We start from the raw sequence: 20,117 nt of genomic DNA on the forward strand, positions 1-20,117 counted from the left end.
AACGTCCGACACCTAACGCCCAACCCCAACCGCTTCCCCGATCAAGGTGGCCGAGGTGCAGCTATCCATACGCACCATTACAAAATCGCCAACTTGATAATCCTCTTTCGGAAATACGGCCACGGTGTTCTGCGAGTTGCGGCCCATCCAGTGTTCGTCCGATTTTTTCGAGGGGCCTTCGATCAACACTTCCTGAATTTTGCCGAGATGCTGTTCGGTACGTTCCTGACAGTGTTCGCGTTGTAGGGCGATGATTTCTGACAACCTTCTTTTCTTGATTTCCTGCGGCACGTCGTCTTCCAGTTTGCGTTCGGCCAAGGTACCCGGTCGTTCGGAATAGGCGAACATAAAACCGTAGTCGTATTTGACATATTCCATAAGGGACAAGGTGTCTTGATGGTCTTGCTCCGTTTCCGTTGGGAAGCCTGTAATCATATCCTGCGAAATGGCCACATCGGGGATAATCTCCCGGATGTTGTCGATCAACTCAAAATACTCCTGTCGGGTATGCAGGCGGTTCATGGCCTTAAGAATACGGTCGCTACCGCTTTGTACCGGCAGATGGATGTAGTTGCAGATGTTCTCGTATTTGGCCATGGTACGGATGACATCCAAGGTCATGTCCTGCGGGTTCGAGGTCGAGAACCGGATACGCATCCTAGGCTGGGCCAGGGCGACCTTTTCGAGCAGTTGCGCAAAATCCACTGCCGTAGCCTTCTGCATGTCCGAAGCCTTGGAAAAATCCTTCTTCAGTCCCCCGCCGTACCAAAGATAGCTGTCCACGTTCTGGCCCAGCAAGGTGATTTCCTTGAATCCCTTTTCCCACAGATCGTTGATCTCGTCGACGATCGATTGCGGATCCCGGCTGCGTTCGCGTCCCCTCGTGAAAGGCACCACGCAGAAGGTACACATGTTGTCGCAGCCCCGGGTGATGGAAACGAAGGCGGTGACCCCGTTGGTATTCAGGCGAACGGGCGCGACATCACCGTAGGTCTCGTCTTTTGAAAGAATAACGTTCACGGCATTGCGGCCTTCATCGATCTCCTGTATCAGGTTGGGCAGGTCTTTATAGGCATCGGGACCGACGACCATATCCACAATCTTTTCCTCTTCCAGAAATTGATGTTTCAGACGCTCTGCCATACAGCCCAGTACGCCGACCTTCATATGCGGACGCTCCTGCTTGACGGCGTTGAACTTTTCGAGCCGTTTTCGAACGGTAAGTTCCGCCTTTTCCCGGATCGAACAGGTATTGACCAAGACCAGGTCGGCCTCGGTGAGTTCTTGGGTGGTATCGAAACCCTCCTTGGCCAAAATCGAGGCCACGATCTCGCTATCGGAAAAGTTCATCTGGCAGCCGTAGCTCTCGATATAAAGCTTCCGGCCGTTCGATTGTTGCCTTTCCAGCGATAGCGCGGTGCCTTGAACTTTTTTGTCGATTATCTTTTCCATATCCTATTTAACATCCTCATAATCCGATTACATCCTCAAAAACGCCGGTAAAACCTAGCGAAGGGCAAATATAGCACTAAATCCATGTCAATGACAAAGTGACAGTTGTAAATTTAATCTAAAATCCGACGCAACCTTTTGTCATCTTGCGTATCTTATTTATAGCGCCTCTAAAGCGATAACCTTAAAAAACCAGATAAAATGAAACAGACCGTACTTCTTTTCGCTTTCATTGCCGCATTCGGATTGATTTCCTGTGAAGACCAAGACGATATTTTGCCGCAATCCCGCGAATATCGGATCGCGACCCCCTTAACGGCAGACCTGGCCTCGTTCAAAGAAGAGGCCGTTGCGGTTACCGAACCCGTACCCATGCGGGAATCAGGTAAAATCTATGCCTATAAAGATTATGTATTCGTCAACGACGTGTCGCAGGGATTTCATATTCTGGACAACAGCGACCCGAGTGCGCCTACCAATATCGGGTTTATCAAGTTAGAGGGCAACCATGACATTTCTATTAAAAATGAGCGGCTGTATGCGGATAGTTACGGCGATTTGATCGTGATGGATATTTCGGATATCGACAATATCCCGCCGGCCAAAAGGATGGAAAATGCCATATATCAAGAGTTTTGGTGTACCGTAGGATGGGATGTGGATTGGCCCGAGGCCGATTATTTCGATTATGGCAACTTGGACCCCACCCAAGAGGCCATCATCGGTTGGGAGGTCGAGACCGAGCGCCTGAGCCCCGCCGAATTTGAAACCCGGTTCGGCTATAACCCGCAAGTTGTCAACGGTGATTTGGCCTTTAACAGCAGTGGGGCCGAGGTGGCCGCGACGCCTACCTCGGATGCCGGTTCCACCACCGGGCAGGGGGGCTCTATGGCCCGCTTTAAAATTGTCGACCATTACCTGTACGCGGTGGAATGGGCGAGTATCAGCATTTTCGATATTTCGGACCTCGACAACCCTAAGATCCTAGAGGATGTTTACACCACCGGTACCATCGAAACCATCTTTAACCAAGGCGATAAGCTTTTTCTGGGCGGTCCCCAAGGCATGTACATCTACGATATTTCGACGCCTGCCAAGCCGACTTACGTATCCGAATTTATACACGGAACCGCCTGTGATCCCGTAGTGGTCGATGGCGATTATGCCTATGTTACCCTCAGGGGAGATAATTTCTGCGGAAATACCGAAAGTGGACTCTACATCGTCAACCTGACCGACCTCAAAAATCCCGAACTGCAAAAGTTCTATCCGCTAAAAGGCCCGAACGGACTTGGGTTCAAGGACAACAAGCTATTTATCTGTGACGGTTCCGACGGACTGAAGGTTTATGACAAGACCGATGTCGATGACCTGAAGCTGTTGAACCATTTCGAGGATATCGTAACCTACGATGTCATCCCCCTCGAGAATTCGCTGCTGATGATCGGCGACAAGGTGCTTTATCAATACAAGTATTTCGAGGATAACCTGCGGTTGTTGAGCACTTTTGAGCTCAAGTGAACGTAAAAATTACAAAATCACAGCATAAGGCACCTTTCCCCGGGTGCTTTTATTGTATCGTGATGACCCGGCCCATTCCAATACTGGTCGATTCTTTTTAATTCCAAGTCCTTCTTCCTTTCCCCTTTAGCGCAGCGGTCTTACGTTCTAAGTCCTACGCCGATATATTAAGGTATAGCCCATAATTAAAAAATTCAGTTACTTTTGTGGCTTCAAAATCAATGTATGGCCAAGAATCTAGTTATCGTCGAGTCGCCCGCAAAGGCGAAGACAATCGAGAAATTTTTAGGGAAAGACTACAAGGTGGAGTCCAGCTTCGGGCACATCGCCGATCTGCCCTCAAAAGAATTGGGGGTAGATGTCGAAAAAAATTTCGAACCCAAGTACATTGTCGATAAGGATAAAAAAGCGGTCGTCAAAAAATTAAAGGGCCTTGCCGACAAGGCCGAACTCATTTGGTTGGCCAGTGATGAAGACCGTGAAGGGGAAGCCATCTCATGGCATTTGGCCGAGGAATTGAAGCTCGACGAGAAAAAGACCCGGCGTATCGTCTTTAACTCGATTACCAAGTCCGCCATCCAAAAAGCGATCGAGAATCCCCGTAAAATCAACTACAACCTGGTCAATGCGCAGCAAGCGCGACGGGTGTTGGACCGTCTAGTGGGCTACGAGCTGTCCCCGGTACTATGGAAGAAAATCAAACCGGGCCTTTCCGCAGGTCGGGTGCAGTCCGTTGCGGTACGCTTGATCGTAGAGCGGGAAAGGGCCATCGAGGCCTTTACGCCCGAGGCATCCTTTAAGATATCCGCGGAATTCAAAACGGAAGAAGGCAGTGTCTTTACCGCAAAGCTGAACAAGGCCTTCCCAAGCCAAGAAGCGGCCCAGAAATTCTTGGACAAAAATATAGGGGCCGACTTTTCCGTGGGAAGTTTGGACAAAAAGCCCGCGAAGAAATCCCCCTCCGCCCCGTTCACTACGTCCACCCTGCAACAGGAAGCCTCGCGAAAACTCTATTTTTCCGTGAGCAGGACCATGCAGGTCGCGCAACGGCTTTATGAAGCCGGTTTGATCACCTACATGCGAACCGATAGCGTCAATCTCTCGGGAGAAGCCATCGGGGCCGCCAAGAAGGCGGTCATCTCCAACTACGGGGAGAAGTACAGTAAGGTCAGAAACTATAAAGGGAAGTCAAAAGGGGCGCAAGAGGCCCATGAGGCCATCCGCCCGACCAACATGAAAAACGCGTCCCCCTCTTTGGAGCGCGACCAGTCGAAACTTTACGAATTGATATGGAAGCGTACCATCGCCTCCCAGATGAGCGATGCCCAGTTAGAGCGTACCAATGTCAAGATAAAGGCCAACACGCATTCCGAGGAGTTCAGCGCCAACGGCGAGGTCATTAAGTTCGACGGGTTTTTAAAAGTGTATTTGGAAAGCTCCGACGAAGAAGATACCCCCGAGGAGCAAGAGGGGATGCTGCCCGCTATGAAAGTCGGCGAGACCCTGCTCAACAACTATATTACTGCGACCGAACGTTTTACTCGGCCGCCTTATCGGTTTACCGAGGCCTCTTTGGTGAAAAAACTCGAGGAACTGGGTATCGGCCGACCATCTACTTATGCCCCGACCATATCGACCATTCAAAACAGGGGTTATATCGAAAAAGGCACTATCGAAGGTACGGAAAGAAATTACGTGCAGTTGGTGATGGAATCCGATAAAGTGAAGGTAAAGAAGCTGACGGAGACCGTTGGTTCCGACAAAGGGAAGATGGTGCCCACGGACATCGGAATGATCGTCAATGACTTTTTGGTAAACCATTTCGGAAACATCCTCGATTATAACTTTACGGCCAAAGTAGAGGAGGACTTCGATGAAATCGCGGAAGGCGATGAAGATTGGCAACGGGTGATGAAAGATTTTTATAAGGATTTTCACCCCACGGTGCTCGATGTAGAGGAAAACGCGGACCGTGCCAGCGGGGAGCGGATTCTGGGCAAAGATCCCAAGTCGGGCCGGCAGGTCTCCGTCCGCTTGGGGCGATTCGGTCCTATGGTACAGATGGGTACGGTCGATGATGAAGAGAAACCCAAGTTTGCCAGCCTGTTGCCCGACCAGTCCCTCGCCACGATTACCTACGATGAGGCCATGGAGCTGTTCAAACTTCCTAGAAAACTGGGCGTTTTCGAAGGCGAGGAGGTAGAGGCTAATGTAGGGCGTTACGGGCCCTATGTGCGTTTCGGCAAGAAGTTTGTGTCCCTTGCAAAAGGGGAAAGTGCCTTTGAGGTGGATTTTGACCGTGCCGTGGAGCTGATCAAGGAAAAACAAAAGGCCGATGCGCCCATCTATAAGTATGAGGGCAAAGATGTCACGAAGGGAAAAGGCCGGTTCGGACCTTTTATCAAGTGGGACGGCATGTTTATCAACGTCAACAAGAAATATGATTTCGACAACCTCTCCGAAGCCGACCTGATCGAATTGATCGAGGCCAAGAAGCAAAAGGAAATCGACAAGATCGTCCAAAATTGGGAGGAAGAAGGCATCCGGATAGAGAAGGCACGCTGGGGCCGACATAATATCGTTAAGGGAAAGACCAAGGTAGAGCTCGCCAAGTCGGTAGATGCAGCGGCCATGTCATTGAAGGAAGCCAAGGAACTGCTCGCCAAGAAAGCCCCGAAAAAGAAAAAGACAACCAAGAAGAAAGCTACAGCGAAGAAAAAGACCACAGCGAAGAAGAAGACCACAGCGAAGAAGAAGAAATAGGGTGGTAATAGGGCCGGGCCGCTAAGTAAGATTTAAGGTTCAATCGCTACTTCGTAGCTGTTCAAGGTCTAAGGTTGTTTTCTTCCAAACCTTAAACCTTAAATACGTTCAAGAGCCCAGTTCTTACGTTCTCAACTTCCACCTATCAGAGCAACTAATAACTTGAAGAACAACCTCACTCCGATGGCATTCGATTTCCTAACCCCTGTCGAAAACAAGGTGTTGGTGCACGGCGAAAAGTTGCCGGCACAGGCCTTGGGCAAACATCTAAAAATTCATACCGAACAAGACGGACTCCCAGACCTTGAATCCGTTTCCATCGCCTTGATCGGGGTGCGGGAATCCCGGAACGCCGTTGAGGAAAAGCCCGAAAAACTGGATCTTGCCACCATTCGTATCGAACTGTACACCTTATTTCTCGGCAACTGGAGCTCCAACCTGGCCGACATGGGCACCATCGAAGAAGGCGAGACCGTTGAGGACACCTATTTTGTCGTCCGCAACGCGGTGGCCGAACTCCTGAGGCAAGATATCGTGCCTGTAATCATAGGGGCAACCCAAGATATTACCTATCCTGCCTATCGCGCTTTCGACGGCATCAAGGAGTTGGTGAACCTGGTGGCGGTGGACAGTCGCTTCGATTTCGGGATGGACGACGAGCTTATTTCGTCACATTCCTATATGAGTAAGATCATTACCGAAAAGCCCAACAATCTTTTTAATTTTTCCAACATCGGCTATCAAAGCTATTTTAATGCCCAGGAAGAAATCGACCTGATGGAGCGTCTTTTTTTCGATGCCTATCGTTTGGGCGAACTTGGGGCCGACATTTCATTGGCGGAACCCGTCTTGCGCAACGCCAACATGATCAGCATGGACGCCCGAGCCGTACGTGCCAGCGAAATAGGACTATCCGAAAATTTTTCACCCAATGGATTTACGGGCCGCGAAATCTGTGCCATAGCGCGATACGCCGGTATTAGCGATAAGGTCAACATCTTTGGGGTCTATGAGATGGAAAATACGGTACAGTCCGCCCAGCTTATGGCACAAATTATCTGGTATTTTATCGAAGGGTTCAACTTTCGGGTCACCGAATCGCCTTTCGAGCGTGCCGACGATTTTACCAAGTACAATGTACCCACCGATATCGAGCAACTCGTCTTTTATAACAGTCATCTTACCGATAGATGGTGGATCGAGGTGCCGTCCATTCTTTCCCCACACACTAAAACGGACAATCCCGCGTTATTACCCTGCACCAAAAACGACTATCTAGAGGCTTGTAATCAGACCATTCCGGAAAGGTGGTATAAAGCCTACAGAAAAGGATTTAATTGAAGTGAAAAAAATCAAGTATAATAGACTGCGATACAATAATTTCATCAAATCACAGTTTTAGAGAGTAGAATAAAAGCATTTTTTTTACAGTCAATAATCAGAATCGAAATTTAACCTAAAGTATGAAAAAGCTATTGTTATCATCTATAGCGTTTGTTTTTTTGCTCAGCAGTTGCGGATCAGGAACAAAAGGAGAGCTAGTAGGGGCAAAGGGCAAAAAATGGTACCCGGAAAAACCTTACGGGATGGAACTGATTCCACGGGGGGCGTTCATCATGGGTAAATCCGAGGAGGATCAGGCCAAGCTTATGAACGCACCTACAAAAACGGTAACCGTTAGATCGTTCTACATGGATGATACTGAGATAACGAACAGCGAATACCGCCAGTTTGTCGAGTGGGTGAAGGATTCCATCACCCGAACTAAATTGGCCGTTTTGGCCGACGAACTCAGCATCGGCCCAGAAGAGGGAGGTATCGGTGATTACGCTTTTAAAGATGCCGACACAACTAAATTATCCGCTTACGACAAGTATATGTTGGAAAACTATGTCGGAATGGGCGACAATTTTTATGAGGGAAGGGCCTTGAACAAAGATCAAGAACTAATTTGGGACATTTCGGAATATCCCGATGAATATTATACCGAGATCATGGTCGACTCCCTCTATATTCCCGAAGAGGAATCGTACAACGGGCAAAGAACTTTCGATGTCACCAAGTTAAAGTACAAATACAGCTGGATGGATATCGAAGCAGCGGCCAGAGCCAAGACCGGTAGCAGGAAAGATTTTATCCGTCAAGAAGAATTGGAAATCTATCCCGATACCACGGTTTGGATACGGGATTTCGAATATTCGTACAACGAACCCATGCACAACGACTATTTCTGGCACGATGCCTACAGTGATTATCCTGTGGTAGGCGTCTCTTGGGCACAGGCCAGGGCTTTTTGTAATTGGAGGACGAAGTTTAAGAACGACGACCAGAAAAGTCGTGGCAAGCAGTTTGTCAACCAGTTCCGGTTACCTACGGAGGCGGAATGGGAATATGCGGCCAGAGGCGGTATCGAAAGCGGTACCTATCCGTGGGGAGGACCCTATGTCATCAGTGACACCGGTTGCTTCATGGCCAATTTCAAGCCGCAGCGCGGTGACTACGCGGCCGATGAAGCCCTTTATACGGTAGAAGCGAAATCTTACGAGCCAAACGATTTCAACCTGTACAATATGGCCGGAAATGTATCGGAATGGACGAACTCAAGTTATGACCCCGCCTCTTACGATTACGTATCTACCATGAACCCGAATGGCGGGGACCGGGCGAACGAGCGAAAAGTGATCCGCGGTGGATCTTGGAAAGACGTTGCCTACTTCTTGCAGGTAAGTACCCGTGATTACGAATATGCAGACTCCGCACGTAGCTATATCGGTTTCCGAACGGTACAGGACTACATGGGTGAGGAAGACTCTACCCAGTAAGCAGTAGCAGTCTCGGCAGGTAATAGCCGCTTGTCAGTAAGTAGCAATAAGTAGTAAGAAAGAATTTAATAACTAGTAATCAATAATTCATCATCCGGCCAGTTTTCAAATACACCCCCCGAACGGCCAACGGGAAAAACCAAATCTTTTTAATTCAGTTTAATTAAATCTTAAATTATGGCACAGTCAAAATCAACAAAGAAATTATTCAACATGGCCTATGGCCTTGGGGCATCGGTAGTGATTATCGGGGCGTTGTTCAAGATCCTGCATTGGGAGTTCGGTCCCTTGACCGGTGGCCTATTGCTGGCGGTGGGTCTGATTACCGAGGCATTGATTTTTGCCATCAGTGCGTTCGAGCCTGTCGATGATGAAGTCGATTGGTCGCTGGTGTATCCCGAATTGACGGGTGGGGCTGCCTCTCAGGCGAAGACCAACGAAATGGCGGAGATAAAGGAAGCTGAAGCTTCTTTGTCGGCCAAATTGGACAATCTATTGAAGGAGGCCGGTGTGGATGCCAATTTGATGGAAAGTCTGGGGTCCAGCATCCGTAATTTCGAGGGTGCCGCAAAAGGTATTGCGCCAACCGTAGATGCTATGGAATCTACCAAGAAATATTCCGATGAGATGGTACAGGCCGCAAGTCAAATGGAATCCCTGAACAGCCTGTATAAGGTACAGCTCGAGAGTGCGAGCAAACAGGCCACGGTCAATGAAGAAGTAGTGCAGAACGCCAGCGCGCTTAAAGATCAGATGGAATCCTTGGCAACCAACCTTTCTTCGTTGAACGGAGTATATGGAAATATGTTGACCGCAATGAACCGTAACTAATTAGATGTTAATTCATCCCAAATCGAATAAGTAAACCAATCTAATTAGAAAACAATATGGCTTCAGGAAAAGAAACGCCACGTCAGAAGATGATCAACCTTATGTATTTGATCTTCATCGCGATGTTGGCCCTAAACATGAGCAAAGAAGTACTGGCCGCGTTCGGTATCATGAACGAAAAGCTAGAGGCTTCCAACGAAAAGATGGAGTCGAGTAACGAGAATTACTTGGCCAATCTTGAGATTAAGGCAGAGGAGGATCCCAAAAAATATGAGGAACTTTATACAGATGCCCAACGCATAAAAGAACTGTCCGCCGATTACAATAGCTATCTGGCTACTTTGAAGTCCGAATTGATGGAGGGCGTAGATGATCCGAAGGATTACGCGGTGATGGACAAGTCCGACTATCTGGACCAAAAATTCTTTCAGGGCGACAACCTCGCCGAAGGCGGAGAGGAATTCATGAAGCGACTGAACGACTACCGCACCCAAGTTGCGGCCATTGTTCCCGAAGGATTGAAGGCTTCTGTTAAGGCCCGTTTCGAGACCGGGGATGCCAACGGCAAGGTCGAAAAGCGCGACGGTACCAAGCAAGACTGGATCAACTACCACTACGAAGGTTTTCCACAGGTGGCTTCCCTGGCTAAGTTGACCGCTTTACAGGCCGATGTACAAGCCACTGAAGAGTCCGCCTTAAAAGCGATGCTCGAAGGCGAGCTGAGCAGCCAAGTATCCTTGGAGAATTTTAAGACCGCCCTGTTTACCGAAAAATCGGCTTATTACGCCGGAGAAAAATTCGACGGTAAGATCGGAATCAGCAAAACTGACGAGTCCTCTAAGCCGGTCAAGGCCGATTTGACCTTGGATGGTAGAAAACTTTCCGAAGGATCGGACTATCGATTGGAAGAAGGTGGAGTGCAGCTATTGATCGGAACCGGAAATGCCGGGGATCACGAAATCAAGGGTACACTGTACTTCCAGCAAGATGGCGAGGAAATCGAAGTGCCGGTGAGCAACAGCTTTGCCGTGATCAGCAAGCCGAACGCCGCTTTGATCGCCGCCGACAAGATGAACGTTGTCTATCGAGGTGTCGCCAACCCGATGTCGATTTCTATCCCAGGGATACCCAACAACAAGGTAAGTGCGTCGGCTCCCGGACTGAAGAAGGTCAGTGGAAGCAAGTATATCATGAACCCGCAACAGGGTCGCACGGTTAAGATTACCGCATCCGGGGTATTGCCCGATGGTCAGCGTATCTCGACCCCCGCGGAATTCCGAATTAAGGATATTCCCCGGCCCGCAGGTACGGTCAGTAAGCAAGACGGTTCTGTTAAAATGCCTAGGAACAATATGGAAATCGCCACTATCGGCGCCATGTTGGAGGATTTCGATTTTGATTTGAACATTGCGGTGAGCGGATTCAAGTTCAAGGTGCCGGGACAGCCTACGGTAAGTGTCAACGGCAACAAGTTGAACGGTATGGCCAAGACCGCCCTCAAAAGAGCGAAAAGAGGTGACGTGGTACAGGTTTTCGACATCAATGCCTATATTACCAATAACAAAAGTTATAAATTGAAGAAAGTGTCTCCTGTAGTTGTGGAGATTACGAACTAATAACAAGTCAAAATCCGGGTGGTCTCAGGGCTGCCCGGTACTTTAAAATTAACGAACATGAATTGGAAAAATGTTTTACTGATCGGAGCCGTGGCGCTGTTGCCCGCTTCCTTGATGGCCCAGGCGAACATATTGAACGCCAAGAAGCCCGAGGATATCGGCAAGAAAACCGCAGCCCAAAAGGCGATGGACAATGACGCCCCGCTCGAATACGGCTATGTCGACGATCGTGACATTCTATGGTCAAAGACCGTTTGGGAAGTCATCGACCTCGATGAGCGGGTCAATTTCCCCCTGTACTATCCCACCGACACCATTGATATCGGTGCCGATAGACGTTCGTTGTACGATGTACTGATGAAAGGCATTAAGAGCGGTAAACTGAAAGATGTATATGCGGACTCCTACTTTAAGGATAAGCGAGAGTTGAGCGATCTTCAGGCCACTTTGCAAAAAGTCGATACGACCGATTTCGGATATGAGCAGATCAATGCCGGCGAGGCGCTCTCTCCCGAATATGTCATGCGTAGAAACCTTTCGGCGGCTGATATCGAAGAATATCGAATCAGGGGGATGTGGTATTTCGACAAGCGCCAAGGAGAACTAAAGTACCGTTTATTGGGTATTGCGCCGGTGGCACCCGATGTCAACTTTATCGATGACGATTCAATGAACCCGGCGGATGCCAAGGTCGAACTGTTCTGGGTATTTTACCCTGATGCCCGTCAAATTTTGCACGATGCCAAGGTGTTCAACCAGCGCAACTCGGCCCAGCCGATATCGTTCGATATGTTGCTGAACTCAAGAAGGTTCAATGGGGTCATCTATCGCGAGGACAACGTGCACGGAGATCGAGAGGTCAACGATTATATCAGTGATAATGCGCTGTTCCAATTGCTGGAGGCCCAAAGGATCAAAGAGGTCATCCGCGATCGTGAACAGGACATGTGGGCGTACTAATGAAAGCCGACCTTGAAGACTGCGCAGCAGGAATTCAAGGACGATGCTTGAATTGGTCCCGCCGCAGGGCGGGATGTCAGCATCTAAAATTTGAAATTTCCAATTCAACAGTATTGAAACGCCTTGGTAAAACGCCAAGGCGTTTTTCGTGTGTAGTTGCGAGCCCCGCTCGCCGTAGGCGGGCGGGGCGCGGCAATCTGTTCAGCATTCTAGAGGTTTCAACAGATTGCCGCGCCTTGTTTTTGCCGAAGGCAAAACAAGACTTCTAATGACTGCCAGTTTTATACCTTTGGCCCATGTTAGACTACCTCATTGTAGGCCTTGGCCTCGCCGGTATTTCCTTCGCCGAACAGCTCGAAAAAAACGGAAAATCCCATTCCGTGATCAGCGACGATTCACAAATCTCTTCCGTGGTGGCCGGCGGATTGTACAATCCGGTCATCCTAAAGCGCTTTACCCTGGCCTGGAAGGCAAAGGAACAGTTAGACAGGGCCATCCCATTTTATACAGAACTCGAAAAGAAACTGGGAATTACATTGAACCAAAAGCTGCCCGTCTATCGTCGATTTGCATCCGTAGCGGAACAGAATGCTTGGTTCGAGGCCGCCGATAAACCGGGACTCCAAATGTTCCTCTCCCCTAAGATCCATCCCAATACAAATCCACATATCAACGCGCCGTTCGGATATGGGGAGGTGATGGGCATCGGCCGTATCGATACTGCACTGCTGATTACATCCTATAAAGAGTACTTAAGGAAGAAACAAATGTTTCTCGCGGAACGCTTTGATTACGAAAACCTGCAGATCGGCAAAGACCACGTCCGCTACTTTTCTCGCGATGGCAGGGAACTGAGGGCCCGACGGATCGTTTTTGCCGAGGGCTTCGGAATGAAGCAAAATCCCTTTTTCAGAGATTTGCCGATGCAGGGAAGCAAAGGGGAGTATCTGTTCATTAGGGCCCCGGAACTACATGAGGAAAGCGCGATCAAGTCATCTGTATTCGTAATTTCCGAAGGTGAGGCTACGTACCGGGTCGGTGCAAACTATGGGCGGGACGACAAAACCAATGTCCCGACAGAAGCCGCAAGAAACGAACTGCTCAAAAAATGGGAAGACTTGGTGCGCTGCGATTACGAAATTGTCGACCAAATAGCGGGGGTACGTCCTACCGTAAAGGACAGAAGACCCTTGGTGGGGAGGCATCCCGAACATCATCGGCTCTATGTGCTAAACGGGTTCGGTTCAAGGGGGGTGATAATTGCGCCTTATGCCGCGGAGGGACTTTTTGAGTATATCGAGCGGAACGTGACCTTGCCAGCTAGTATAGACAGTGCCAGATTTGAGCGGTAACTGTCATGGGAGCAGTGTGTTGCCCTATTGATGTTTTTCAGGAGGGGCTTCGGCCGCCTCGGGATCGTACTTTACAAAAAGACTGATCCAAATATTTCGGGACAGGCGGATGATGACCGGCATAAAGACCACCAGGGTGGCGACAATGGCGATAAAGGAATTAATCAACCCGGTGCCGACAATTAGAAACGCAATGACAAAGGCGGCTACGGCGAACGCCACCCCTAGACCATAACTGACGTACATCGCACCGTAGAAAAACGAAGGCTCCATCTTATATTTCAATCCACATCGGGAGCAGCGCTCGTGCATTTTGAACAGGTATCCCATCCGGTACGGGTTGTCGTCCAGATACATGCTTTCTCGATGGCATCTAGGGCACTTCCCTGTCAAAATACTATAAAGTTTATTTCCCTTTTTGAACATTTGGAACCTTTTTTTACAAAGTTAAGGGTTCAAAAAGGATAACTTACCTTTGCAAATTGAAAATTGCGTTTATCGGCCTCGACCATTAGTTTCCGACTGCGCGTTTGCCGAACGGAATTGAGGTATTCGAACTGATACGGTAGAGCCCCATTAAACGCCTTGAATTCTATATAGAACCTGAAACTCAATGCTGAACGTCCATAATCTTTCCGTCTCTTTCGGCGGCGAATATCTTTTTGAAGAAATCTCCTTTCGTTTGAACGGGGGCGACCGGGTAGGTCTGATCGGTAAGAACGGCGCCGGTAAATCGACCTTGTTGAAACTATTGGCGGGAGATATGTCCTTGGATACGGGAACCATCGCCAAGGAAAAGGGCATTAAGATCGGTTTTTTAAGGCAGGATATCGATTTCGAACAGGGACGCACCGTCCTGGAAGAATCTTATCAGGCCTTCGAGGAAATTAAGACGTTGGAAGCGGAACTGGAACGCATTAACCATCAGCTTGCCGAACGAACGGATTACGAAAGTGAGGGCTACAACCAATTGATGATCGATTTAGGGGATGTTACACATCGGTACGAAATCATTGGGGGCTATAACTATCAGGGCGAGACTGAAAAAATATTGTTGGGACTGGGTTTCAAAAGGGAAGACTTCGATAAAAAGACCGACACATTTTCCGGAGGATGGCGCATGCGCATCGAACTGGCAAAACTACTCTTGCAAAATAATGATGTGCTGCTGTTGGACGAACCCACCAACCACTTGGATATCGAGTCCATCTTGTGGCTTGAACAGTTTTTGAACGGATATGCGGGTGCCGTGGTCATCGTCTCGCACGATAAAATGTTTCTCGACAACGTCACCAATCGCACTATCGAAATATCTTTGGGCCGCATCTACGACTACAACAAACCCTATACGGAATTTTTAAAGCTGCGGGCCGAAATCAAGGAGCAGCAGCTGAACGCCCAAAAGAATCAGGAAAAGGAAATACAGCAGGCCGAACGCCTGATCGAAAAGTTCAGGGCCAAGTCCACCAAAGCCTCAATGGCACAGTCGCTGATCAAGAAATTGGACCGGATGGAACGTATCGAGGTCGACCAAGACGATAATGCGGTGATGAACTTGCGTTTTCCCGTTTCCATAACGCCCGGGAAGGTGGTTGCGGAAATGGAACACCTTTCGAAAAGCTATGGAAAGAAAGAGGTGCTCGATGACATCAACCTGTTGCTCGAACGAGACAGCAAGACGGCATTTGTAGGGCAGAACGGACAGGGGAAATCCACCCTAGCCAAGATTATGGTAGGCGAGCTCGACCACGCGGGCAAAATGAAGTTGGGCCACAACGTACAGATCGGGTATTTCGCCCAGAACCAAGCGGAATATCTCGACGGCAGCAAAACGGTGCTCGATACCATGATTGACGCCGCTACCGAAAAGAACCGAAGTAAGGTCAGGGACATTTTGGGCTCTTTTTTATTTAGTGGCGATGATGTCGACAAATATGTGAAGGTACTTTCGGGCGGGGAGCGCAACCGTCTCGCCTTGGCCAAGATGTTGTTGCAGCCTTTCAACGTGCTGGTCATGGACGAACCTACCAACCATCTCGATATCCAATCCAAAAACGTACTCAAGCAGGCATTGAAGAATTTCGACGGCACCTTGATCGTGGTTTCCCACGACAGGGACTTCCTGCAGGGCCTTACCGATAAGGTCTATGAATTCAGGGACAAAAAAATAAAGGAGTATTTGGGAGATATCAACTATTACCTGGACCAACGCAAAGCCGCCGATTTTAGAACTATTGAAAAAAAGCAGGAGGAAGTCCGATCGAAACAGGAAAAAAAGAAGGGTCCCACTGATTATGAAACCCAGAAAAAAATAAAATCCCTTAAGAACAAGGTCAGTTCGGTCGAAAGCAAAGTGTCCCGATTGGAAAAGGAAATTGCCGAAATCGACCATGAACTGCTCATGGACTATGATGCCACCATTGCCAAGCCCGGTTTTTTCGACACCTACCAAAAAAAGAAAAAGGACTTGGAAAACCTGATGCACCGCTGGGAAGAGCTTACCGAAAAGCTTGAGGGGATAGAATCTTGACCTACGCTTTATCTTATTTTACCTCACATTATCCAGCTTTTACAACAAAGAGGGGGAGTTAATCGATAAATTTTGGTGTTCATCCAGCATTCACCGTATTTTTGTAAGGCAATTCTTGTGAACACACTTTAAATCGTAGTGTTCAATGTAAATTTCTGTTTTATGAAAAAACTGTCTGTCTGTCTTATCCTTTTTATGGTAGCTACGCAAAGCCTTTTTGCCGATATTCCAATTAAGGAAAAGGAAGCGCTGATCGATTTTTACCATAGCACCCAAGGCGAGAATTGGACGAATACATGGGATACAACCTCTGAGGCGACCGAATGGTACGGCATAAAGGTGGAAAACGGACATGTGGTCGAAATCAATCTTTTCAGGAACAATCTTGTAGGAACATTACCTGCAAGCATATCGCAGCTAAAGCGACTCGAGTCGTTGAACCTGGCTTTCAACCTCCTGACTGGGGAGCTGCCGGAAACCATTGCCGACCTATCGCGACTGGAGATTTTAAAGCTCGAAATGAACCGTATAAAAGGGGAGCTTCCGTCGAATATTGGCGACCTTGAAAACTTGCTGGAACTGACCGCATTTAACAACTTTTTTACCGGTACTATTCCCGAAAGCATCGGGAAACTGGAAAAGCTGAAAATTCTCAACCTCAGCAGTAACAGTTTAAAGGGTACGCTACCCAATTCTTTAGGAAGTCTTACAGAATTGGAGGTACTGGGACTTTTCGAAAATTCGATCGAAGGTAGTATTCCCACTGAAATCGGTAATTTAGGCAAGCTTGAAGAGCTTGTTTTGGCCAACAACCGAATCGGGGGCGAAGTTCCTTTTGAAATCGCCCAATTGTCGAACCTTCGCATCTTTCAAATTCAGAACAATAAATTCGATTCGTTCAACAATCTGCGCTATGTGGACGAAACACAGTTTTTGGTCTTCGATTTCGACGGGAACGATAAGAAATCAGGTTATAAGGATATCAACTTCAGCAAAACACGAATGGCGGATACCAAGTTTGAGGAAAACCCTTCCGACGTCGACGATTGAGAACTAACTCTATTTCCGATATATAATTGTTATAAGGGACGGCATTTGCCGTCCCTTTTTTTCTTACATTAAACCTCAAAGAACTAAAGGATGTCAAAAATCAAGATTGGTATTGTCGGAACCGGTTCCATTGTGAAAACGTATCAAAAATGCATCGATGAACTGGCCGATAGTCAATTGGTAGCTCTTTATACCAAATCGGAGGACAGGAAAGCAGTAGCGGAAAAGCAGTTCGGAGTGCCTGTTTTCAGTACGATGGACGATTTTTTAGAGAATGATATCGATCTGGTGTGCGTTTGTAATGAAAGTGGAAGGCACGGGGAGGCCATCATGGCCGCTGCAAGGGCAGGCAAACATGTTTTGAGCGAAAAACCTTTAGAGACTACTCCCGAAAAAATCGATAAAATCATTGAAGTCTGTGCCGATCACAGCGTGAAGCTGGGCTGTACCTTGCAGAACCGCTGCGGCACCCCCTATCAGCGCGTCCTTTCCGCGGTACGCTCCGGAAAACTGGGCAAACCGATTATGGGCAACGCCCACATAAATTGGTATAGGAACGAAAGCTACTATGCGGATAGCGATTGGAAAGGCACGAGGGAATACGACGGCGGGGCTGCATTCATTAACCAGGGCATTCACACCATTGATCTGCTATTGCACCTCATGGGGCCGGTAACTTCTGTTTTCGGCAAGGTGGATACGCTCGTACACGATATCGAAGGCGAGGATGTAGGAGCGGCCATACTGAACTTTCGGAATGGGGCCATCGGAAATATTACCGCTGGAACGGCCCTGTACCCCGGTTATCCCGAGAGAATTGATATTTATGGGGAAAAGGGAAGCATCTTGATGGAGGGCGGAAATGTTAAAGCATGGAATGTAAAGGATGCCTCGTCAGCTCCTCAAATTTCCGATGAAATCCACGGAAGCGGTGCTGCGGATCCCGAGGCCATTGGCCATCAAAACCACAAAATGGTCATCGCCGACATGATAGCGGCGATACGAAATGATCGCTCCCCGATGGTTGATGGCGCCGAAGCCCGGAAAGCGGTCGCTGTCATCAATGCAATTTATGAGGCTTCTCAAAAGGGACATCTGGTAGACCTGTCCGAGTAAGGAGGAAAGACCGCTTCGCTGAAGGAGTAAGGACTGCTTCCTTGAAGGAAAAGACCGCTATACTGAAGCAGGTCTTTATACCAGTCTTTATTCCGTACTCTTTTTTTCATTTCGTCGTTTTGTCCTTCCTCTTTTCGTCCTTTTGTCGTTTCGTCCTTGCGCTTTCCGTCTTTCATCCATTACCTTTACTCCTTATTCCAAGAAAAATGTTCGAACACTTTTTTCAGTGCCCTTATTGCTGGGAGGAGATTTCCATGTTGATGGATCCTTCCGTCCCAAAACAAACCTATGTAGAAGATTGTGAAGTCTGTTGCAATCCCATTGAGGTGACCGCGGAATTTCAGAACAACGAGTTGGTGGGCTTTGTAGCAAGAAATATGGAGCGCTGAGATGCAATTTAAAATTAAATCCCTGTCCCTTTTTTCCATGGGGAATCCGCTCTTACCAAAATTATGTCTTATTTTTATCGAAAATCTACTATATGAGCATCCAAATTACCAAATTTCCCTTATTTCTTTGCCTTGCGGGGTTACTATTGGCGTCCTGTAAAACCAAAAAGCCGGTTTCCGACCAAGGCAGTGACGCCCAGGCTGACACAAAGAAAACGGCCTCATCGGCCACCACTTCTGTCCCATCCGAAACATATACCGAAGAAATTCCCGAGACCGATGTCAGTTTCGAAATGGTATTGCTGCCCGGAGGAAGTTTTACGATGGGGAGTCCCGATTCGGAAGCCGAACGCAAACCCGACGAGGGGCCGCAAAAAGAAGTTTCCTTAGACCCGTTCTACATGGGCAAATACGAACTGACCTGGGATGTCTTCGAGCTATTCTTCAAACAGAACAAAGAAATCTTTGTAAAGCTAAGTGAAGACAAGACCGTGAAGATCGATGCGATAACGCGGCCGAGCCCGCCGTATGAAGACCCTTCTTATGGAATGGGCAAAGATGGGTTTCCTGCGGTCAGTATGTCCGCCTATTCGGCTTTGGTTTTCTGTAAATGGCTGAGTACGGTTACCGGAAAATTCTACCGGTTGCCTACCGAAGCGGAGTGGGAATATGCCGCCAGGGCAGGAACACAGACCTCGTACAGTTTTGGCGACACTATCGACGACCTCGATGCCTATGCCGTTTATTATCAAAATTCGGACAACGGTTATAAAAAGGTAGGCACCAAGGAACCGAATCCGTGGGGACTTTATGATATGCACGGGAATGTGGCGGAGTGGACCCTTGACGAATACAAGGAGGATGCCTACGCCTCTACCGAAAACGACAATCCATGGGTGACACCGACCGTAATCCACCCGCGGGTCATTCGAGGAGGTTCGTGGGACGACGATCCCGATAAGCTGCGCTCTGCTGCAAGAACCGCTTCAAGCTTAAAGCAACAGAAGCGCGACCCTCAAATACCCAAGAGTTTTTGGTGGTTTACCGATTCAAACTACGTCGGGTTCCGATTGGTAAGTCCGAAAGAACAGCCCAGCCCCGAGGAGCAGCAGAAATTCTGGGCAAAGGTTTTAGATGAGTAAAATTTAGTTTTAACGATTGCGATACCAATGAAGAATTTCTTGTTACTATTGTTTTTAATCGGTTCGGCCCTTGTAGGCAGGGCTCAGGATACGTATACTTTAACCGAGGGAAGTACCCTTTCCATTGATGGCACTTCGACCGTTAGCGATTGGACCGTTATCGCAAATACGATGGAGGGAAGCCTGCAAGAAGATTCCGGCACACTAAGCTCGGTTGTTTTTTCGGTGCCCGTTAGCGACATTGAAAGTGGTCGGGCCGAGGCTATGGATACCAAGATGCATGAGGCCCTCAAGCAGGAAGAACATCCCAAGGTGACTTTTTCGGTCAAGAATGCCAAAACCTCCACGGGCGGGAAGCAGGAACTGAAAGGTACAATGAACATTGCCGGGGTCGAAAACCAAGTGGCCGTGCCGGCTACCATTACCCAAAAAGACGGAGCCATTTTTATATCCGGGGAAAGAAAAATAACCTTAAAAGATTACGATATCGAACCGCCCAGCGCGATGTTCGGGTCTATAGTGGTCGGGGAAGAGGTCACGGTCAAATTCGATCTGGAATTTACCAAGTCATAA

The 20,117-nt window shown here is 48.3% G+C and carries 16 protein-coding genes; 14 read left to right on the forward strand and 2 right to left on the reverse strand.

Annotation, left to right across the window (positions count from 1 at the left end):
• Window positions 1-12 precede the first annotated feature (12 nt).
• Window positions 13-1,452: a tRNA (N6-isopentenyl adenosine(37)-C2)-methylthiotransferase MiaB gene (miaB, locus tag RQM65_RS11520; RefSeq protein WP_314015144.1), complete on the reverse strand. Its 1,440-nt coding sequence runs from the start codon at window positions 1,450-1,452 to the stop codon at window positions 13-15.
• Window positions 1,453-1,653: 201 nt separating this feature from the next.
• On the opposite strand from miaB, the gene RQM65_RS11525 reads away from it, so the two are divergent.
• From RQM65_RS11525 to RQM65_RS11560, 8 genes are all read left to right on the forward strand, one after another.
• Complete coding sequence (locus RQM65_RS11525; protein WP_314015146.1) at window positions 1,654-2,973, forward strand: LVIVD repeat-containing protein; 1,320 nt, start codon at window positions 1,654-1,656, stop codon at window positions 2,971-2,973.
• Between the two features lie 225 nt (window positions 2,974-3,198).
• Window positions 3,199-5,736, forward strand: coding sequence for a type I DNA topoisomerase (topA, locus tag RQM65_RS11530; protein WP_314015148.1), 2,538 nt, complete (start codon window positions 3,199-3,201; stop codon window positions 5,734-5,736).
• Between the two features lie 183 nt (window positions 5,737-5,919).
• On the forward strand, window positions 5,920-7,077 hold the full coding sequence (locus RQM65_RS11535; protein ID WP_314015150.1) for a formimidoylglutamase: 1,158 nt from the start codon (window positions 5,920-5,922) through the stop codon (window positions 7,075-7,077).
• Window positions 7,078-7,199: 122 nt separating this feature from the next.
• Entirely contained in the window at window positions 7,200-8,558 is a 1,359-nt protein-coding gene (porK, locus tag RQM65_RS11540; protein WP_314015151.1) for a T9SS ring complex lipoprotein PorK/GldK, read from the forward strand.
• A gap of 177 nt (window positions 8,559-8,735) precedes the next feature.
• Complete coding sequence (porL, locus tag RQM65_RS11545) at window positions 8,736-9,389, forward strand: type IX secretion system motor protein PorL/GldL (protein WP_314015152.1); 654 nt, start codon at window positions 8,736-8,738, stop codon at window positions 9,387-9,389.
• A 56-nt stretch (window positions 9,390-9,445) separates the two neighbouring features.
• A complete protein-coding gene (porM, locus tag RQM65_RS11550; protein WP_314015154.1) occupies window positions 9,446-11,005 on the forward strand; it encodes a type IX secretion system motor protein PorM/GldM in 1,560 nt (519 codons plus the stop codon).
• 57 nt (window positions 11,006-11,062) lie between these two features.
• Window positions 11,063-11,965, forward strand: a complete 903-nt coding sequence (gene porN, locus RQM65_RS11555) for a type IX secretion system ring subunit PorN/GldN (RefSeq protein ID WP_314015155.1) — start codon at window positions 11,063-11,065, stop codon at window positions 11,963-11,965.
• A gap of 296 nt (window positions 11,966-12,261) precedes the next feature.
• Window positions 12,262-13,317: an NAD(P)/FAD-dependent oxidoreductase gene (locus tag RQM65_RS11560; RefSeq protein ID WP_314015157.1), complete on the forward strand. Its 1,056-nt coding sequence runs from the start codon at window positions 12,262-12,264 to the stop codon at window positions 13,315-13,317.
• A 24-nt stretch (window positions 13,318-13,341) separates the two neighbouring features.
• Here RQM65_RS11560 and RQM65_RS11565 read toward each other — a convergent pair whose 3' ends face one another.
• Window positions 13,342-13,743 carry a DUF983 domain-containing protein gene (locus RQM65_RS11565; protein WP_314015159.1) on the reverse strand — a complete coding sequence of 134 codons (402 nt, stop codon included), beginning with the start codon at window positions 13,741-13,743 and terminating at the stop codon, window positions 13,342-13,344.
• A gap of 187 nt (window positions 13,744-13,930) precedes the next feature.
• On the opposite strand from RQM65_RS11565, the gene RQM65_RS11570 reads away from it, so the two are divergent.
• The 6 genes from RQM65_RS11570 to RQM65_RS11595 all read left to right on the forward strand — a co-directional run bounded on the left by RQM65_RS11570 (window position 13,931) and on the right by RQM65_RS11595 (window position 20,117).
• The gene (locus tag RQM65_RS11570) at window positions 13,931-15,847 is read left to right on the forward strand and encodes an ABC-F family ATP-binding cassette domain-containing protein (RefSeq protein ID WP_314015160.1); all 1,917 of its coding nucleotides are present in this window, start codon (window positions 13,931-13,933) and stop codon (window positions 15,845-15,847) included.
• 162 nt (window positions 15,848-16,009) lie between these two features.
• Complete coding sequence (locus RQM65_RS11575) at window positions 16,010-16,897, forward strand: leucine-rich repeat domain-containing protein (RefSeq protein ID WP_314015162.1); 888 nt, start codon at window positions 16,010-16,012, stop codon at window positions 16,895-16,897.
• 90 nt (window positions 16,898-16,987) lie between these two features.
• A complete protein-coding gene (locus RQM65_RS11580) occupies window positions 16,988-18,013 on the forward strand; it encodes a Gfo/Idh/MocA family protein (RefSeq protein WP_314015164.1) in 1,026 nt (341 codons plus the stop codon).
• A 206-nt stretch (window positions 18,014-18,219) separates the two neighbouring features.
• Window positions 18,220-18,402, forward strand: coding sequence for a CPXCG motif-containing cysteine-rich protein (locus RQM65_RS11585; protein ID WP_314015165.1), 183 nt, complete (start codon window positions 18,220-18,222; stop codon window positions 18,400-18,402).
• 92 nt (window positions 18,403-18,494) lie between these two features.
• Window positions 18,495-19,544: a formylglycine-generating enzyme family protein gene (locus RQM65_RS11590; protein ID WP_314015166.1), complete on the forward strand. Its 1,050-nt coding sequence runs from the start codon at window positions 18,495-18,497 to the stop codon at window positions 19,542-19,544.
• Window positions 19,545-19,571: 27 nt separating this feature from the next.
• A complete protein-coding gene (locus RQM65_RS11595) occupies window positions 19,572-20,117 on the forward strand; it encodes a YceI family protein (RefSeq protein WP_314015168.1) in 546 nt (181 codons plus the stop codon).

The sequence above is a fragment of the Pricia mediterranea genome (assembly GCF_032248455.1).
Classification (GTDB): Bacteria; Bacteroidota; Bacteroidia; order Flavobacteriales; family Flavobacteriaceae; genus Pricia; species Pricia mediterranea.